Below are 17,005 nucleotides of genomic sequence, written 5' to 3'. Positions count from 1 at the left end.
AGCATCTATGAATTTCGACTCTGCGACGCATTCCGCTCGCCTGCCGTCCGATAGCGCGATGCGCGAGATCTCAACGCCTGACATCGAAAACGCGATAACCGCCGCCAAAAAGGCGCTGCTGGCGCTGCAGCGGGACGACGGTCATTTCGTTTTCGAACTCGAGGCGGACGCGACGATCCCCGCAGAATACGTTTTGATGCGCCACTATCTTGCCGAGCCGGTGGACGCCGCTCTCGAAGCCAAGATCGCCAATTATCTCCGCCGCATCCAGTCCGAGAATGGCGGCTGGCCGCTTTTTCATGATGGCGCGTCGAACATCAGCGCGAGCGTGAAAGCCTACTATGCGCTGAAGATGATCGGTGTCGGCACCGACGAGCCTTACATGAAGAAGGCGCGCGGTTGGATCCTCTCGCAAGGGGGCGCCTCTCACGCCAACGTTTTCACGCGCAACCTGCTCGCGCTTTTCGGCACCATACCTTGGACCGGCGTTCCGGTAATGCCCGTCGAGATCATGGTGCTGCCGCGATGGTTCCCGTTCCATCTCGACAAGATCTCCTACTGGGCACGCACCGTGGTGGTGCCGCTGACGGTGCTTAACGCCTTGAAACCGAGGGCGCGGAATCCGAAAGCTGTCGGCATCTCCGAGCTGTTCACGATCCCGCCGGAGGACGTCAAAGTCTGGCCGAAAGGCCCGCATCAAAAATCGCCGTGGTCGGAAATATTCGGCGCAATAGATCGCGTGCTGCGGTTCTTTGAGCCGTATTTCCCGAAGTCGCTACGGAAACGCTCGATCGATAAGGCTGTGGCGTTCGTGGACGAGCGGCTGAACGGCGAAGATGGCTTGGGCGCAATCTTCCCGGCAATGGTCAATTCCTTGCTGGTCTATGACGCGCTCGGATATTCCCACGATCATCCGAATTACCGTACCGCGCGCGGCTCGATCGAGAAGCTGCTGATCGTCAAGGATGACGAGGCCTACTGTCAGCCCTGCTTGTCGCCTGTCTGGGATACGGCGCTTTCAACGCATGCACTTATGGAAGTCGGCGACACACAGGCCGAGGCGGCCGCCACGCGCGCGCTCGAATGGCTGAAGCCGTTGCAGGTGCTCGACACTGTCGGCGATTGGGCGGCGAGCCGTCCAGGCATTCGTCCCGGCGGTTGGGCGTTCCAGTACGCAAATCCCCACTATCCCGATACCGACGACACGGCCGTGGTCGTGATGGCGATGGACCGCGCCCTGGGTCGCGTAGAGCCCAACGGGGAAGCATATCGCGAATCGATCGCGCGCGGCCGCGAGTGGATCGAAGGCATGCAGAGCAAGAACGGCGGCTGGGGCGCCTTCGACGCCGACAATAACTACGAATACCTCAATCAGATTCCGTTTTCCGATCACGGCGCGTTGCTCGACCCGCCGACTGCCGACGTCGCCGCGCGCTGCGTTTCAATGCTGGCACAACTCGGCGAACGCCGCGGCCAAAGCTATGTTCTCGATAACGCGGTCGCCTACCTGGAACGGACGCAGGAAAAAGACGGCAGCTGGTACGGCCGCTGGGGAATGAATTACATCTACGGTACGTGGTCGGTGTTGTGCGCGCTCAACGCCGCGGGCGTCGATCCGGCATCGAGCGTGGTCCGTAAGGCCGTCACGTGGCTTCTTGCGATCCAGAACAACGACGGCGGCTGGGGCGAGGACGGCGAAAGCTATCGCCTCGATTACAAGGGCTACAACCCGGCACCGAGCACAGCGTCGCAAACGTCATGGGCGCTCATGGGGCTGATGGCGGCCGGTGAGGTCGACAATCCCGCCGTCCAGAGAGGCGTCGCCTACCTCGCCGCGACTCAAGGGGCAGACGGCTTCTGGGACGAGAAGCGCTTCACGGCAACCGGCTTCCCGCGCGTCTTCTATCTTCGCTACCACGGCTACCCGAAATTCTTCCCGATGTGGGCTTTGGCGCGCTACCGCAATCTAAAAGCCTCAAATACCCGATCAGTTATGGTCGGAATGTAAGAAGATGGGATAGGCTGAGGGGATAATCCGGGGGATGATGTGAGGGAATGAGGGGGGTCGTAGTCGCCGCAACGGGGCTGAGGGCCGAAGCTCGGGTCGCGCAACGATCCGGGTTCGTGAAAGCTTTGGCCGGCGGCGGCGATGAGCAGCGCCTCGCATCACTGATCGAGCGGTCCATCGCCAATGGCGGCATCCGCGGTCTCATCAGTTTCGGGATCGCAGGCGGCCTAAGGCCGGGCCTGGCATCCGGAACGATTGTCGTCGGCACGTCCGTCGTCAGCGGCGGGACGCCCTACATGGCGGACGAACGCTGGAGCGATCGCCTCTTCGAAGCGGTGCCGAACGCAGAGTCCGGAGCAATCGTCGGAGCGAAAGCCGTCATCTCCGAGCCGGGCGACAAGCAGAAACTCTACATGGCGACCGGCGCCTTCGCGGCCGATATGGAAAGCCACATCGTTGCGCGCCTCGCCGCCGAGCATCAATTGCCGTTCGCGGTTCTCCGCGTGATCGCCGATACATCGAAGCAGCGGCTTCCGCCGGCGGCCGTCAACGGCCTGAAGCCTGATGGGACGCCGGACATTTCCGCCGTCCTCAAGTCATTGATGGTTCGTCCGGGCCAGCTCCCGAGCCTGCTGCTGACCGCCAACGCAACGCGCCGGGCGATGCGCGGATTATTCCGCTGCTACCGGCTTCTTGGCCCGGGCCTCGGCTTCGCTGATCTCCGTTAGCTTGTTCTCGACGTGCCGTGAGAACACGAACTCGGCCGGACGCTGCTTGTCGAGCGGGATTTCAGGCGCCATCGGACCGTCCGTCTTGACGCCTCTAAGCGCGACGGCCGCGATCTTCCAAGGCTTCTTCACCGCATCCATGACGGCTGTCGCTTCGAAGCCCGAGTGCACCATGCAATCTGCGCACTTCTCGTAATTGCCGGTGCCGTACTTGTCCCAGTCGGTGCTTTCCATCAGCTCCTTGAAGGTCTTCGTATAACCTTCGCCGAGCAGATAGCAGGGCTTCTGCCAGCCGAACACGGTGCGCGTGGGATTGCCCCACGGCGTGCACTGATAGGTCTGGTTGCCCGCGAGGAAGTCGAGGAACAGCGCCGACTGGAAGAACGGCCACGCGCGTCCGCCACGACCGCGCTTGAGGATGTCGCGGAAAAGCTGCTTCGTCTTCGTGCGATTGAGGAAGTGCTGCTGATCAGGCGCGCGCTCGTAGGCATAGCCCGGCGAAATGGTGATGCCGCCGATGCCGATCTTGTTCATCTCGTCGAGGAAGTTTGCAACCTGCTCCGGCTTCGCGTCGCTGAACAGCGTCGTGTTGATGTTGACGCGGAAGCCCTTGGCCTTTGCAACCTTGATCGCTTCGATTGCCCGGTCGTAGACGCCCTTCTGGCAAACCGACCTGTCGTGCATCTCCTTGTCGCCATCGAGATGGATCGACCAGTTGAAGCGGCTGTGCGGCTTGTAAAGATCGATCTTCTTTTCAAGTAGCAGCGCGTTCGTGCAGACGGTGACGAACTTGCCCTTTTTGAGCGCGCCTTCGACGATCTCCGGCAGCTCCTTGTGGAGCAGCGGCTCGCCGCCGGCCAGCACGACGACCGGCGCTCCGCATTCGTCCATCGAATGCAGTGCGTCAGCGACCGAGATGCGCTGGTTGAGGATCTTGTCGGGATAGTCGATCTTTCCGCAGCCCGCGCAGGCGAGATTGCAACGGAAGAGCGGCTCGAGCATCAGCACGAGCGGATAGCGTTTGCGCCCCATGAGGTGCTGTCTGATGACGTAGGCACCTACCGACAAAGCTTGGTTTAATGGAATTCCCACCCGACAGGGCTCCTTCTTGCGGCGCTCGAACCAGCATTATTCCCGATCATGATGCCTCGAGCAATTCAGGCGGCAGGCGGAATGTAATTTTCTCTTCGACGCCATCGAGGATTTCGATCTCGATCGGTGAGACCCTTCCGATGGCGGCGATAACGTCTTCGACAAGAACATCAGGCGCCGAAGCACCTGCTGTTACGCCAACTAGGTTCACTCCGGCAAGCCATGCCGGGTCGACCTCGCCACCGTCTGCGACGAGATAGCTTGGTATTCCGCATTCGGCACCGATTTCCCGTAGCCTGTTCGAGTTCGAGCTATTGCTCGCTCCAACGACCAGAAGAACCTCGACGAAGCGGCAAAGGTCGCGAACGGCTGTTTGCCGGTTTTGCGTCGCGTAGCAGATGTCACGTGTTTCCGGCCCAATGACGTCGGTGAAACGTTCTTTCACCGCCTCGATCGTCGCTCGGGTGTCATCCACGCTCAAAGTCGTCTGAGTGATGTAGGCAACGGGCGTATCGTCCGGAATATCGAGTTTCGCCACGTCGTCGCGGCTTTCGACAAGGTAAACGGGCCCGGAAATGCGCCCGAGCGTGCCTTCGATCTCCGGGTGGCCCGCATGACCGATCAGGATCACAGCCCGCCCGAGCGATGAATATCGCTGGCCTTGCTTGTGGACCTTGGACACGAGAGGGCATGTCGCGTCGACGACGGTGAGGCGGCGCGTTTTCGCGTCGGCTTCGACGGCGCGCGACACGCCGTGAGCGCTGAAAATCGTGAGCGCGCCATTGGGCACTTCCGCCAGATCTTCGACGAAGCGCGCGCCCTTGGCTTTGAGGTCGTTGACGACATGACGGTTGTGAACGATTTCGTGGCGCACATACACCGGCCCGTTGCGTTGGGCGAGCGAGCGTTCGACGATGTCGATTGCTCGAACCACGCCTGCGCAAAAACCCCGGGGCTGCGCCAAAATCACTTTCATGCAGAAACCCCCGTTCTGCGAATGCGCAATATCTCGCGCCGTCAAAGACCTAATAGATCAACGCATCCCGTTAATGACGTTCGGCGTGTTCGGTCATGGTCGTCCACGACTTTATGCGCTAGTTCAATCGATAGGCAGCCGAGGCAACGTCGCGCCGTTCATGCAGTTGAAGTGTCGTGTCTCAAAAGCAACACACTGAAAGATGTCATCTGTTTATGTACTCGACAGGTTCGACATCGTAGGTGCCTGTTGAGAGAAACGATCCCTCCCCCGGGGTACCATGAGTCCGTTCTAGAATGTCGAATTGCGATCTCAATATCCAACGCCGTCCAACACGACCGGCTGCGCGCACATGATCGAGCGCGTCGTTTCCGCTATCGTCGACATCTCTGTGCGACTGCGCTGGGCCAGCATCTTGCTGGGCCTGGCATTGACGGCAGGCGCCATTTTCTACGTCGTCAACCATTTCGCCATCACAACCGATACGAGCGAGCTGATCTCGTCGGACCTCGATTGGCGGCAGCGCGAGCGTCAATTCGACGCCGCGTTTCCTCAGCACACCGACACCATCGATATAGTCATTGACGGTAAAACTCCGGAGCTGACCGAAGCCGCCGCAGCCAGTCTCGCGGCGGCCTTGAGCGAATCGAAACCCGATCCTTTCCAAATCGTCCGGCGACGTGATGGCGGTCCCTTCTTCGAAAAGAACGGCCTCCTTTATCTGTCGCTGCCGGAGCTCAAGGAGACCACCGAGGGCCTGATCAAAGCGCAGCCCGTGCTCGGCACGCTCGCTGCCGATCCGACGCTCAACGGGTTGGCGAAGGCGCTCTCTTTCGTCCCTCTGGGTGTGAAGGACGACCGCGCCAAGTGGTCGGACTTCGACAAGCCGCTGGGCGCGCTGGCGAACGCCATCGATGACCTCATGGCGGGCCGGGAAACGGCATTCTCCTGGGGTCAACTTTTGACGGGCGGACGCCCGAACCCCTCCGAACTCCGCCGCTTCCTCGAGGTGAAGCCCGTTCTCGATTATTCCGATTTGCAGCCCGGCGCCGACGCAACCGCGTTGATCCGCAAAACCGCGGAGCGCCTGGAATTGACGCCCGAGAACGGCGTGCGGGTTCGGCTGACGGGATCCGTCCCGATGGCGGATGAGGAATTCGGGACCGTTGCCGAAGGCGCAGCCATCAACACGGCCGTCACGATCGCAGCCGTTCTTTTCATTCTTTGGCTGGCGCTCAGATCGGGTCGCATCATCTTCGCCGTGCTCGTCAGCCTCTTCGCCGGACTTGCGATGACGGGTGCGCTGGGTCTCTACCTCGTCGGCGCACTCAACCTTATCTCGGTCGCGTTCGCGGTGCTGTTCGTTGGCATCGGCGTCGATTTCGGCATCCAGTTCTCGGTCAGGTACCGCCACGAGCGTTTCAACAAACATGGCCTCCGCGACGCCTTGATCGCGGCGGGCAAGAACGCCGGGAAGCCTCTCGCGCTCGCAGCCGCAGCGACAACCGCGGGCTTCTACGCATTTCTGCCGACCGATTATCGCGGCGTATCCGAGCTTGGCCTCATTGCCGGCAGCGGCATGATTATCGCGTTCCTGACGAGCATCACTTTCTTGCCGGCGATGCTCTCCGTTCTTAATCCTCCGGGCGAGCCGCACGACGTCGGCTACCAGTCTCTCGCGCCGGTAGATCGCTTCATGGCACGCCACCGTCACGTCATTCTTGCGCTGACGGCGATCGGCGTCGTCGCCGGACTGCCGCTTCTCACCAAGCTGGAGTTCGATTTCAATCCGATCAACTTGCGCAGCAACAAGGTCGAATCGGTCTCGACCTTCAACGATCTGATGCGCGATCCGTTGACCGCTCCGAACACGATCGAAATCCTGGCGCCGAACCTCACCGACGCGAAGGCGCTGGGAGCAAAGCTCGATAAGCTGCCGGAAGTCGGCCACACGGTAACGCTGGCGAGCTTCGTGCCCGACCATCAGGACGAAAAGCTGGCCATCATAAGAGACGCGGCGGACCTGCTCGGTCCGACCATCGAGCCCGACGAGATTGCGGCGACGCCGACGGACGCCGAAACGCAGGCGACGCTCAGAGATACCGCCAAGGCATTTGAGGACGTCAGCAAATTGCCGGGCGCACCGCCGCTGGCCACCGACATGGCTGCGACGCTTCGCAAACTCGCGGACGCGCCGCCCGACGTGCGGGCAAAGGTTGAAAAGGCACTGCTCGACGGCCTCAAACTGCGCCTCACGCAAATTCGTTCAGCGCTCAAGGCTGAGCCGGTAACGCTTGAAAGTCTGCCGCCGGAGATCATTGCCGACTGGACAACGGCCGATGGCCGTGCGCGGGTCGAAGTCGGGCCGAAGGGCGATGGCAACGACAATGCGAACCTTCGCCGCTTTGCGTCAGCCGTGCTCGCCGTTGCGCCCGAAGCAACCGGCGTGCCGATCCTCATCCAGGAATCTGCGAAGACGGTTGTGCGCTCATTCATCCAGGCGGGCTTGCTGGCGCTCGTTTCGATAACGATCATCCTGTTCGTTGCGCTCCGCCGCGTCTCGGACGTGCTGCTGACGCTCGTGCCGCTGTTGCTCGCCGGCGTCGTCACGCTCGAGCTATGCGTGCTGCTCAAGCTGCCTTTGAATTTCGCGAACATCATCGCGCTGCCTGTGCTGCTGGGCGTCGGCGTCGCCTTCAAGATTTATTATGTGCTCGCTTGGCGCGAAGGCGAAACAAGCTTGCTCGCGTCGCCGCTGACGCGCGCGGTCATGTTCAGCGCCATGACGACGGCCGTCGCGTTCGGCAGCTTGTTCTTCTCAAGTCATCCCGGAACGTCGAGCATGGGCGAGCTGCTTGCGCTGTCGCTCGTGACGACGCTTGCGGCGGCCGTTTTCTTCCAGCCGATCCTGATGGGTCCGCCTCGGAACGAGGCCAAGCACGAAAACGAAAAGGCCCCACAAAGCGCGCCATAATCAACCCGCCCAAGCTGGTCATTCACGCCTAGACTTGCGATGAACTATTTGCTTGGTCGGATCCCCGCCCTGCGCGGGGATTACGTTATTGGAAGAAGGCCACCCACACCCCGTCATCCCGGCGGAGGCCGGGATCCATCCAAGTCGATGGCAGCTCAGAAACTACGCGGCGTTGCGGCGTTCACGCAGGAACTGGAAGAATTCGACGCCCTCACGGAGGCGCCGCTTCATCATGTCGGGCTGCGTTATCATCTCGCCGACGATCGAAGCAATCTTCGGCACCCGGAAGTAGAACTTGCGATAGAAGTCCTCGACCGAAGAGAAGATCTCGGTGTGCGACAGACCTGGATAGTGCAGCGGCGCGATCTGGATGCCGTTGGCGTTGATGAGTTCGGCGTTGTCGACGTCGAGCCAGCCGTTCTCAGACGCCTGCTTGTAGAGGAATGTGCCCGGATAGGGCGCCGCGAGCGAGACCTGGATCGTGTGGGGGTTGATCCGCGTCGCAAACTTGATGGTCTCCTCGATCGTCTCCTTCGACTCTCCCGGAAGGCCGAGGATGAAGGTGCCGTGGATCTTGATGCCGAGTTCGTGGCAGTCCTTCGTGAACTTCTCCGCAACCTCGACCCGCATGCCCTTCTTGATGTTGTGCAGGATCTGCTGGTTGCCGCTCTCGTAGCCGACGAGCAGCAAGCGCAGGCCGTTGTCCTTGAGCACCTTCAGCGTCTCGCGCGGTACGTTCGCCTTGGCATTGCACGACCACGTGACGCCGAGCTTGCCGAGTTCCTTGGCGATTGCTTCCGCGCGCGGCAGGTCGTCGGTGAAGGTATCATCGTCGAACATCAGCTCTTTCATCTGCGGGAACGCCTTGAGGATGTAGCGCACCTCCTCGATGACGTGCCCGACTGAGCGGGTCCGATAGCGATGGCCGCCAACGGTCTGAGGCCACAGGCAGAATGTGCAGCGGCTCTTGCAGCCGCGCCCCGTGTAGAACGAGATGTACGGGTGCTTCAGATAGCCGATGAAGTAATTCTCCATCACCAGGTCGCGCTTGTAGACCGGCGTAACGAAGGGCAGCGTGTCCATGTCGTGCATCACAGCGCGGTCTTCGTTGTGCACGATGACGCCCTGCGAGTTGCGGTAGGAAAGACCCTTGATGTCGCTCCAGGCCAAGCCGTCGGCGACGTCCTTGATCGTGAAGTCGAACTCGTTGCGGGCAACGAAGTCGACAATCGGCGCATCCACCAGGCTTTCGTTGGACTGCACCGCGACCTTGGCGCCGATCAATCCGACCTTGAGGTTCGGGTTGGTCGCCTTCATCGCCTCGATGACTTTGACGTCGGAATCAAACGACGGCGTCGAGGTGTGCAGCACCGCGAGGTCGTAATCCCGCACTTGAGCGAGAACATCCTGCAGGCTGGTACGGTGCGGCGGCGCGTCGATGAGCTTGGAATTCTCGACCAGAGCTGCCGGCTGCGCGAGCCACGTCGGGTACCAGAAGGACTGGATTTCGCGACGCGCTTGATATCGTGATCCGGCTCCGCCGTCGAAACCGTCGAACGAAGGAGCCTGCAAGAATAGTGTGCGCATCGTGGGCGCCTTTCATATCGGCTTAACAGTCCCATCGGCGCCGACGCTGTAGCGGCGGCCCCTCCAACTGACAGCTCCGGGCGCGTAGCTTGCGATGAACATCGCAAAGCTCAACAGGTCGCGCAAAGGTGTGAGCCAAATCGAACTCTTCCCCCCGCCAGGCAGTCGCTCAACTTGTAACGGAACCAAAAGGCGGCACGCAAGCGTCCCAAAAACCATCATCCACGCTATGACGCTGAAGCCACTCAAAGGCAACGCTGCCAGCGCGAACGGCAGCGGATGAGTAATGACGGAACCGGCATAACCAATTGGGTCGACGAGCCTTATCGTACGCGCCCATCGAAGCTCATGCGCGAGAAGTGCTGCAAATGAGTCTTCCGAAAAAGTATGTCCGACCGTGAAAGGCGCGATCGCGACTTTCAGGCCCTTTCGACGGACGGCGTCGCCCATGGCGTAGTCATCGGCCAACGTGTCGGCGAAGGCTTCGAACCCCCCGATCTCGGCGAGCGTGCTCCGGCGCATCGCAATCGTCGAACCGAAACATGGCTTCGCGAGGCCGAAATGAACGCCAACGAGCACGCTCGGAAGAAAATGCTGGTCGACCGCTGCGGCGGCAAGTCGCGACCAGAACCCTCCGATCGCGCATCCGCGATAGAGGCAGGTGACGAGCCCAACTTCCGGTTGCTGTAATGTGGCGACGACATCCCGGACGTAGGTATCTTCGACGCGCATATCGCTGTCGCTGAGAATCAGAATGTCGTGTGGCGCGCGCGGGAAAATGTTGAGGACGTTGGAAATTTTCGGGTTGCCGCCAGCATTTCGCGAGGATGCAACAAGTTCGATATCCGCTCCGGGAAACCGCTCTTCAAGGTTGCGCACAACGGCTATCGCCGGGTCGGCGGCATTCTGAACACCGAATAGTATTTTAACTTCGCCCGTGTAGTTCTGCTGAAGGAACGATCCGAGATTGGCGCACAGCCCTGGTTCAGCGCCGTAAAGCGGCTTGATCAGCGCGACATTTTCCGATCGCCCTAAAATCGACTTGGGACGGCAGGCAAATCGTGTCACCAAGAAAGCAGCCAATATCGCATAAACGCTGCCGATAACGGCAACGAGAGTGCATACAAGCCACAGACAGGACGTCATTCTGACGTTACTTTCTGGTTTGATCTGGGGGAAAGCCTACTGGCATCGGTAGGTAATCTAGCGTTCTGCATGTGGCTGCGATAGATCTGAGGTTGCTCGGCCGTGGGGCCAGCATGGGGGAATATCGGGACTTGAAAGTCAGCGCTATCCTGAATTGGGTCGGCTTAATTTTAGTCGGCGTGGGCCTGTCGGCCTGCGCGAGCACGTCTGCGCCTTCAATTTCCGCGCAACATCTGGCATCGGCCGAATACGACTCTGAGCCGAAGGCCATTGCCGACCCCAACGAGAAGTTCAATCGCTCGGTGTTCGAGGCCAACCAGGATTTCAATCACGATGTCCTGTATCCGGCTGCGAAATCCTATAACGAGAACGTGCCTGAGGAAGTCCGCGATCGCGTCGACGCGTTCACGACGAACCTCTCCGAGCCGATGACGTTCGCGAACAACATCTTGCAGCTCCGGCTCCAGGCTGCCGCAACGACATTCGGCCGTTTCGCCCTCAACTCGACGCTGGGCCTCGGCGGACTGTTCGACGTTGCGGTAACGCAAGGCATGACTCACCAGTCCGGTGACTTCGGACAGACGATGTATGTCTGGGGTTACAGGGATAGCGCTTATCTGGTCCTGCCGATCATTGGGCCGACGAACGTTAGAGACGCAATCGGCACCGGCGTCGAATTCGCCGCGCAAATACCGGCCGGCGCTTTGATTCCGACAAAGGCCGCAACGCTTGCCAGCCGCATAAATCTCGCGGGCAGCGTGACCAGCCCGCTCTCGAACTTGAGCAAAGTCGAAGATATGCAGACGCTCGAGGATAGCTCGATCGACTTCTATTCGATGCTGCGCAGCGTTACGGACCAGAAGCGCCAGGCTGAATTGCAGGAAGCGTTGGAAACGAGCGCGCTAACGGGAACGCCCAAGCCGCCGGATCCCAATGCGATCGAGCCTGTTATGACGCTCGTGTCCTCGCCGACGATGCTCGAAAAGAGACGGATGACCGACGTACCGAAAATGTCGAGCGCATCCGAACATGGCAGTTCGATTGTTGTCGTTGGCCCGCCGACGCCAATCGAGACGCGCTAGAGTCGATCCCGACTTACCGCGGCGAAGCCATGTGGCCCGTCGTTTTCACAACGTGAATAGGCTTTGATCCGTTTCGGATAACGCGCTCGCCGGACGTTCGAAGCTTTGGGTAGAGCGGCGGACGAGAGAGCCGGCGCACGAAGACGGGCAGCGAAGGAAAGTGTGTTGCGCGACCGGCCCGATCGCAATCGGGCCGGCCACGAATTTGCGAAATCAGCTTCCGGATAACAGCCTGTCGCCTTGCTTCTTGAGCGAGGCGATGAGGGCATCGGGTCCGCCCGCATTGAGTATCGAAGTGAACTCCGCACGCCGGCTAGCGAGCTCGCTGATTGTGCCGTCGAGATAGACGTCGACAATCTTCCACTGCGGTCCCGTTTTGCGCATCAAGTAATTGATCGCCACCGGTTTGCCGTTGCTCTGCACGATCCGGGTTTTCACCATCTTATCGGTCGGCGCCCGGTCGGTGATCTCGGCGATCTCGAACGTTTCGCCCGAAAAACCGTCAAATCGCTTCGCATAGGTCGCGATCATCATGCGCCCGAATGCTTCGGTAACGGCGGCCTGTTGCTCTGGCCGGAACGTCTCCCAGCTTCGCCCGACGGCCACGCGGGACATCGATCCAATGTCGTACGTCGTGGCCAGAACCGGTGCGAGCGCATCATAGCGGCCCTGCACGCCAAGGGCCTGCGCCTGCTTCATAGTATCGAGAAGCTTGGCGTTCAGTCCATTGATCGTCTTCTCCGGCGCGTCGGCGGCTTGCGCGTGGGCAAACTGAGGTGTGGCGAGAAGCGCCGTCATCAAAGCGGCGATCGACGCCCCCAAAACACGTAATTTTCTGGCCGGGACCATTGCCCCTCCCCTGATTGATTTCAAATACCGTTGGCCATCGGCGAGTCTCCCGCGGCGGGAAAGTCTCCTAGGTTGACACGGTGGCGGCATTTAGCCGTTACACTCGCAGGTGTTTGCCATTTGTGAGGCTTGGCTGCAACACTTCCCCGCAGAGTCCGGTTCGTTTCGCATGTTCCATTTTTTGCGCCGTGTCATGGGTTCATATTTAGAACGGTTGTGGACTCGGGCATGACGCTTTTGGGGGAGTTCGGTCTATGGATGCAGTAGTACCTCGGGTATCCAAAACACCGCTTTTGGACCAGGTGGATACGCCTGCCGATCTTCGGCAACTGTCCGAACAGGAACTTCCGCAGCTCGCTGCGGAACTCCGCGCGGAACTCATTGATGCCGTATCGCAAACGGGCGGCCACCTCGGCGCGGGATTGGGTGTCGTCGAGCTGACGGTCGCGCTGCACTATCTTTTCGATACGCCGAACGATCGCCTGATCTGGGACGTCAGCCACCAATCGTATCCACATAAGATCCTGACCGGCCGTCGCAGCCGGATGAGGACGTTGCGTCAGCCCGGCGGCCTTTCCGGATTCACGAAGCGAACCGAGAGCGACTACGATCCTTTCGGCGCGGCTCACTCATCGACATCCATATCCGCCGGCCTCGGCATGGCTGTGGCGCGCGAATTGTCGGGCGGAACGAACAACGTGGTCTGCGTGATAGGCGACGGCGCCATGAGCGCCGGCATGGCCTACGAAGCGATGAACAACGCGGGCGCCCGCAACGAACGGCTCATCGTCATCCTGAACGACAACGATATGTCGATCGCCCCGCCGACTGGCGCGCTGTCGTCATATCTTGCCCGGATTAGCTCGAGCGACTCGTACTTTTACGTTCGCGATATCGCCAAGCAGCTGGCAAAGAGATTACCCAAAAGCTGGGAACGGCGCGCCGCGCGCGTCGAAGAATATACGCGCAGTCTCTGGCAGGGTGGCGCCTGGTTCGAGGAACTCGGACTTCATTACGTCGGGCCGATCGACGGCCACGATCTGAACCAGCTATTGCCAGTCCTGAAAAATGTTCGCGATGCCGGCGAGGGCCCGATCCTCGTTCACGTCGTGACGCAGAAGGGCAAGGGATACGCGCCCGCCGAAGCATCGGCCGACAAATATCACGGCGTCGCGAAATTCAACGTCGTCACCGGCGTGCAGGCGAAGCCCGCAGCGTCGGCACCGTCCTATACGCGCGTGTTCGCCGATAGCTTGATCGCTGAAGCCAAGAAAGACGAGAAGATCGTCGCCATCACCGCGGCAATGCCGGATGGCACGGGCCTCGACGTATTCGGTCGCGAGTTTCCGGACCGGACGTTCGACGTCGGCATTGCCGAGCAGCATGCTGTAACTTTTGCGGCGGGCCTCGCCACCGAAGGCATGAAGCCGTTTGCCGCTATCTACTCGACGTTTTTGCAGCGTGGCTATGATCAGGTCGTGCATGACGTCGCGCTGCAGAGCTTGCCCGTGAGATTTGCGATCGACCGCGCTGGCTTCGTCGGCGCGGATGGCGCGACCCACGCCGGAACGTTTGATCTGGCCTACCTCGGTTGCTTGCCGAATATGGTCATCATGGCGGCTGCCGATGAGGCCGAGCTGAAGCACATGGTTGCCACCGCTGCTTCGATCGACGATCGCCCGAGCGCATTCCGTTATCCCCGCGGCGAGGGAACGGGCGTCGCCATGCCCGAAGTCGGCATCCCGCTCGAAATAGGCAAGGGCCGCGTTTTACGCGAGGGAACGACGATCGCGCTCCTCTCGTTGGGAACGCGCCTGCAAGAGACCTTGAAAGCAGCCGATCAGCTGGCGGCGCTGGGCCTCTCCGCAACCGTTGCCGACGCGCGCTTCATGAAGCCGCTGGATACCGAACTCATCCGGCAGCTCGCCGAAAATCACGATGTTCTCGTGACGATCGAAGAGGGCTCGGTCGGCGGCTTCGGTAGTCACGTCCTGCATTATCTGGCGGAGAACGGACTGCTCGATCGCGGGCTTAAGGTGCGCTCGAAGGTCATGCCGGATGTCTTCGTGGATCAGGACAAGCCCGAGGTCATGTATCAACGTGCGGGACTGTCGGCCCAAGGCATCGTCGAGACGGTCTGCGATGCGCTTCAAATGAACAAGGCAAAGGCCGTCCGCGGTCGCGCCTAGTTCTGTCGGAACAAGCGGGGCGCTCGCTGTAAGGAATACGGCAGCGCCAGTCCGAACCGTTCAGCGTTTTGTCTTATCGGATTTCTTGTCGGCTGCGGCGTCCGGCGGTCCGTCGATGACCTTGCGGCAAGCGGGGCTCAATTTTTTCAAATTGCGATTGAGACACGCGACGATGCGGTCTTCGCTCGGAATGTCCCAGAAGCAAAGACTGAGCACGTCCGGGGTGCACGCGGATTGCTCCTCAGCTGTTCCGCTGTGAGCAAAGGCCGCGCGAGGGTGAGCGAATGTGGTCAGGGCTCCCGCAATGCAGACGACGAGCAAGTTCGGAATTAGAATTTTGCTTCGCACGGTTCCGTCCTCGCAAGAACTGTCGTTTCTCTCAAATAACGGGGCTCATCGTGCCTCACGCGATTTCCGCGTGGCCGGGCCGCCCGACATCACCGAGCGGCAAGCGGGGCTGAGCTTCGCAAGATGCCGGTTCAAACACGCGACGATGCGCTCTTCGTTGGGAATTTGCGCCGAGCAGTAGCGGAACACGTCCGGCGTGCATGCATCTTGCTCCTCCTGCGTGCCGCTGTGGGCGAAGCTCTCGCTCGCAACCGCGAATATCAGCGTGATACCGGCCAGTGCCAGCGATGCGTTGCGCAATCCCGAATTCTTCACTTTTCTCACGATCTCTCACTGATGAAAGGGAAGTGTTTTCGGCATATGCCCATAGGGCGTGGTGGGACTAAGGCAAACGACGCCATAAACGACCCGGAAAAGTCGCTTGGCGAACATTTTGCGGCTGGCGGGTTTCCACCTGCGCCTTAAGGCGTCGTTCCGGGCGGCGGCGAGTTTGGCGCCGTTGCAGCCGGCGGCTCGGCGGCAGGCGGCTCAGCGGCCGGCGGTGGGGTTGCCGGAGGCTCGGAACTTGACGTCGAGCCTGATGGCGCGGACGGAGGCGCAGCGCTCTCGGCGACCATGGCTGAACGGACTTCACAGAGCGTCGCCGAGTCGAGTGAGGCCTTGTTCATGAAGGCCCAATTCGCAAATGCGACGTAGCACACCGCGACGGCGTCTTTGTTCTGGAGTGTGACGACCACGTTGTCCGTCTTGACCTTCTCGGTCACCCGTTTGGCGACCTCGAGAGGTATGAGCGTTACGGATTTCACCTCGAAGCCTTCGCCGAGGAGCGCAGTAAACGAGGACTGCATGCGCTCGTCCGCCGAAGCCTGAGTAGAGAGCGATCCCCCAATGGCGGCAAACGTGATGGCGGCGATTGCGAGTCCGGGGCCAATGTTGCGCATGAGATCCTCACTGATCTTTGGGGCATCCGTAGTCCGTAAAAAAGTCACTACTACGGCGCCGCACCCCCCTCAATAACACAACGCCTCGCGCGACCTTAGACTTGGGGACAAGAATGTGGGGCGCCACAGCTTGGCTTCGTTCTAACGGCGCATTTCGTCGGGATAAAATATAGCGACCGGTGCGGCGTAGTCGGGCGGCGCAAGGCTCGAGGCAATTTCTTCGCCGCTCTCGAGGTAACCGGGAAGGAAATGCGTGTGTGCTCCGGGCGGAGATTGCTCGCCGGGCAAAGGAATTTTCGCGAACACTTCGAGGCGCGCCGCCGCGCTCTCGACGACGCGTGTCGGACTGGCAGAAAGGACCTGCATGCCGATCGCTTTCATCACGTCCGCCCAATGGCGGCCGGCATTATCGGACAGTGCGGACAGAAGAGCAGCGTCGCTCGTGCGAACGCAGAAGCGGCTGTTCTTACGGCCGATGCCATAATCGAAAAGCTGCTCCCCTTCGTGCGCGGCATCGATCGCATCCGAGTCGGGACCAAGCGGCGTAAGCACCGATGTCGAACGGATCGCGGCGCGCGCCTTGGGCAGACCTAGAACGATCGGTCCGTCATCGGAAAATGCAAAAGCCCTGACTTTGTCGCTGACGCGCAAACGGAACGAAGCATCCGGCGCGCGCGCGATGAGCGAATCTTGCTCGAGAGCCACGCTAATCGTGCGCCCGCTTGTGCAGGGAAATTCCGCAACAGCACCCGGCGCACCGGTACACCAAGTTCCGCGCCGCGCCTCGATGGTATCGCCCACCCAATTGATGAGTTCGTCTCGCGTCCAAGGCAGCAACCGCACGCGAACGGAGAGGGCCGAGAGCCGGTCCGGCAGCGTCAGCCAAACCGCATCGCGCTGACCTTCGCTCATCGAGATCCAATTGCCGATCTCGGTGCTGGTGCGGCCGCATCCGAGGCAGTAACCCGAGGCATCGTCGAGCTTGCAGATGCCAATGCATGGCGAATGACGCATTAGGGAAAAACGGCTTTCGATCGGAGGAGGGGATGAAAATCAAATCGCGACGGAGGCGGCAAACTTTGCGC

14 protein-coding genes are annotated in these 17,005 nt (G+C 60.6%); 5 read left to right on the top strand and 9 right to left on the bottom strand.

The features are described from left to right. Positions 1-7: 7 nt before the first annotated feature. Together shc and AACL53_RS16070 are read left to right on the top strand one after the other, a co-directional pair. Positions 8-2,008, top strand: coding sequence for a squalene--hopene cyclase (shc, locus tag AACL53_RS16075; RefSeq protein WP_339085544.1), 2,001 nt, complete (start codon positions 8-10; stop codon positions 2,006-2,008). 47 nt (positions 2,009-2,055) lie between these two features. Beyond that, the gene (locus tag AACL53_RS16070; protein ID WP_339085543.1) at positions 2,056-2,736 is read left to right on the top strand and encodes a phosphorylase; all 681 of its coding nucleotides are present in this window, start codon (positions 2,056-2,058) and stop codon (positions 2,734-2,736) included. Here AACL53_RS16070 and hpnH read toward each other — a convergent pair. Together hpnH and ispH are read right to left on the bottom strand one after the other, a co-directional pair. Beyond that, positions 2,680-3,828 carry an adenosyl-hopene transferase HpnH gene (gene hpnH / locus AACL53_RS16065; protein WP_339085542.1) on the bottom strand — a complete coding sequence of 383 codons (1,149 nt, stop codon included), beginning with the start codon at positions 3,826-3,828 and terminating at the stop codon, positions 2,680-2,682. The two genes, AACL53_RS16070 and hpnH, sit on opposite strands and share 57 nt — an antisense overlap. A gap of 46 nt (positions 3,829-3,874) precedes the next feature. Further along, the gene (gene ispH / locus AACL53_RS16060; protein WP_339085541.1) at positions 3,875-4,804 is read right to left on the bottom strand and encodes a 4-hydroxy-3-methylbut-2-enyl diphosphate reductase; all 930 of its coding nucleotides are present in this window, start codon (positions 4,802-4,804) and stop codon (positions 3,875-3,877) included. 352 nt (positions 4,805-5,156) lie between these two features. On the opposite strand from ispH, the gene AACL53_RS16055 reads away from it, so the two are divergent. Then, positions 5,157-7,778, top strand: coding sequence for an MMPL family transporter (locus AACL53_RS16055; RefSeq protein ID WP_339086965.1), 2,622 nt, complete (start codon positions 5,157-5,159; stop codon positions 7,776-7,778). A gap of 162 nt (positions 7,779-7,940) precedes the next feature. Here AACL53_RS16055 and hpnJ read toward each other — a convergent pair whose 3' ends face one another. Both hpnJ and hpnI read right to left on the bottom strand, forming a co-directional pair. Further along, positions 7,941-9,365: a hopanoid biosynthesis associated radical SAM protein HpnJ gene (hpnJ, locus tag AACL53_RS16050; RefSeq protein ID WP_339085540.1), complete on the bottom strand. Its 1,425-nt coding sequence runs from the start codon at positions 9,363-9,365 to the stop codon at positions 7,941-7,943. A gap of 12 nt (positions 9,366-9,377) precedes the next feature. Further along, a complete protein-coding gene (hpnI, locus tag AACL53_RS16045) occupies positions 9,378-10,511 on the bottom strand; it encodes a bacteriohopanetetrol glucosamine biosynthesis glycosyltransferase HpnI (protein ID WP_339085539.1) in 1,134 nt (377 codons plus the stop codon). Positions 10,512-10,624: 113 nt separating this feature from the next. Between hpnI and AACL53_RS16040 the strand changes: the two genes are divergently transcribed. After that, on the top strand, positions 10,625-11,593 hold the full coding sequence (locus AACL53_RS16040; protein ID WP_339085538.1) for a VacJ family lipoprotein: 969 nt from the start codon (positions 10,625-10,627) through the stop codon (positions 11,591-11,593). A 213-nt stretch (positions 11,594-11,806) separates the two neighbouring features. Here the strand turns inward: AACL53_RS16040 and AACL53_RS16035 are convergent, their stop codons facing one another. Continuing rightward, on the bottom strand, positions 11,807-12,442 hold the full coding sequence (locus AACL53_RS16035) for an ABC transporter substrate-binding protein (protein ID WP_339085537.1): 636 nt from the start codon (positions 12,440-12,442) through the stop codon (positions 11,807-11,809). Between the two features lie 254 nt (positions 12,443-12,696). On the opposite strand from AACL53_RS16035, the gene dxs reads away from it, so the two are divergent. Then, a complete protein-coding gene (gene dxs, locus AACL53_RS16030) occupies positions 12,697-14,631 on the top strand; it encodes a 1-deoxy-D-xylulose-5-phosphate synthase (protein WP_339085536.1) in 1,935 nt (644 codons plus the stop codon). 60 nt (positions 14,632-14,691) lie between these two features. Here the strand turns inward: dxs and AACL53_RS16025 are convergent, their stop codons facing one another. The 4 genes from AACL53_RS16025 to AACL53_RS16010 form a co-directional block, all read right to left on the bottom strand. After that, positions 14,692-14,979 carry a hypothetical protein gene (locus AACL53_RS16025; protein ID WP_339085535.1) on the bottom strand — a complete coding sequence of 96 codons (288 nt, stop codon included), beginning with the start codon at positions 14,977-14,979 and terminating at the stop codon, positions 14,692-14,694. Between the two features lie 45 nt (positions 14,980-15,024). Further along, entirely contained in the window at positions 15,025-15,303 is a 279-nt protein-coding gene (locus AACL53_RS16020) for a cysteine rich repeat-containing protein (RefSeq protein WP_339085534.1), read from the bottom strand. 137 nt (positions 15,304-15,440) lie between these two features. Continuing rightward, positions 15,441-15,920 carry a hypothetical protein gene (locus tag AACL53_RS16015; protein WP_339085533.1) on the bottom strand — a complete coding sequence of 160 codons (480 nt, stop codon included), beginning with the start codon at positions 15,918-15,920 and terminating at the stop codon, positions 15,441-15,443. 141 nt (positions 15,921-16,061) lie between these two features. Beyond that, positions 16,062-16,934: a DUF1289 domain-containing protein gene (locus tag AACL53_RS16010; RefSeq protein WP_339085531.1), complete on the bottom strand. Its 873-nt coding sequence runs from the start codon at positions 16,932-16,934 to the stop codon at positions 16,062-16,064. Between the last annotated feature and the right edge of the window lie 71 nt (positions 16,935-17,005).

The sequence above is a fragment of the Hyphomicrobium sp. ghe19 genome, from assembly GCF_902712875.1.
Classification (GTDB): Bacteria; Pseudomonadota; Alphaproteobacteria; order Rhizobiales; family Hyphomicrobiaceae; genus Hyphomicrobium_B.
This window is presented reverse-complemented; position numbering and strand designations above follow the sequence as displayed.

Excerpts from the sequence above, each read along its gene's own strand:
- AACL53_RS16055 (WP_339086965.1), top strand. The coding sequence starts at position 5,157 with ATGATCGAGCGCGTCGTTTCCGCTATCGTCGACATCTCTGTGCGACTG.
- ispH (WP_339085541.1), bottom strand. The coding sequence starts at position 4,804 with ATGAAAGTGATTTTGGCGCAGCCCCGGGGTTTTTGCGCAGGCGTGGTT.
- shc (WP_339085544.1), top strand. The coding sequence starts at position 8 with ATGAATTTCGACTCTGCGACGCATTCCGCTCGCCTGCCGTCCGATAGC.
- dxs (WP_339085536.1), top strand. The coding sequence starts at position 12,697 with ATGGATGCAGTAGTACCTCGGGTATCCAAAACACCGCTTTTGGACCAG.
- hpnI (WP_339085539.1), bottom strand. The coding sequence starts at position 10,511 with ATGACGTCCTGTCTGTGGCTTGTATGCACTCTCGTTGCCGTTATCGGC.
- AACL53_RS16070 (WP_339085543.1), top strand. The coding sequence starts at position 2,056 with ATGAGGGGGGTCGTAGTCGCCGCAACGGGGCTGAGGGCCGAAGCTCGG.
- AACL53_RS16035 (WP_339085537.1), bottom strand. The coding sequence starts at position 12,442 with ATGGTCCCGGCCAGAAAATTACGTGTTTTGGGGGCGTCGATCGCCGCT.
- AACL53_RS16015 (WP_339085533.1), bottom strand. The coding sequence starts at position 15,920 with ATGCGCAACATTGGCCCCGGACTCGCAATCGCCGCCATCACGTTTGCC.
- AACL53_RS16040 (WP_339085538.1), top strand. The coding sequence starts at position 10,625 with ATGGGGGAATATCGGGACTTGAAAGTCAGCGCTATCCTGAATTGGGTC.
- hpnJ (WP_339085540.1), bottom strand. The coding sequence starts at position 9,365 with ATGCGCACACTATTCTTGCAGGCTCCTTCGTTCGACGGTTTCGACGGC.
- AACL53_RS16010 (WP_339085531.1), bottom strand. The coding sequence starts at position 16,934 with ATGCGTCATTCGCCATGCATTGGCATCTGCAAGCTCGACGATGCCTCG.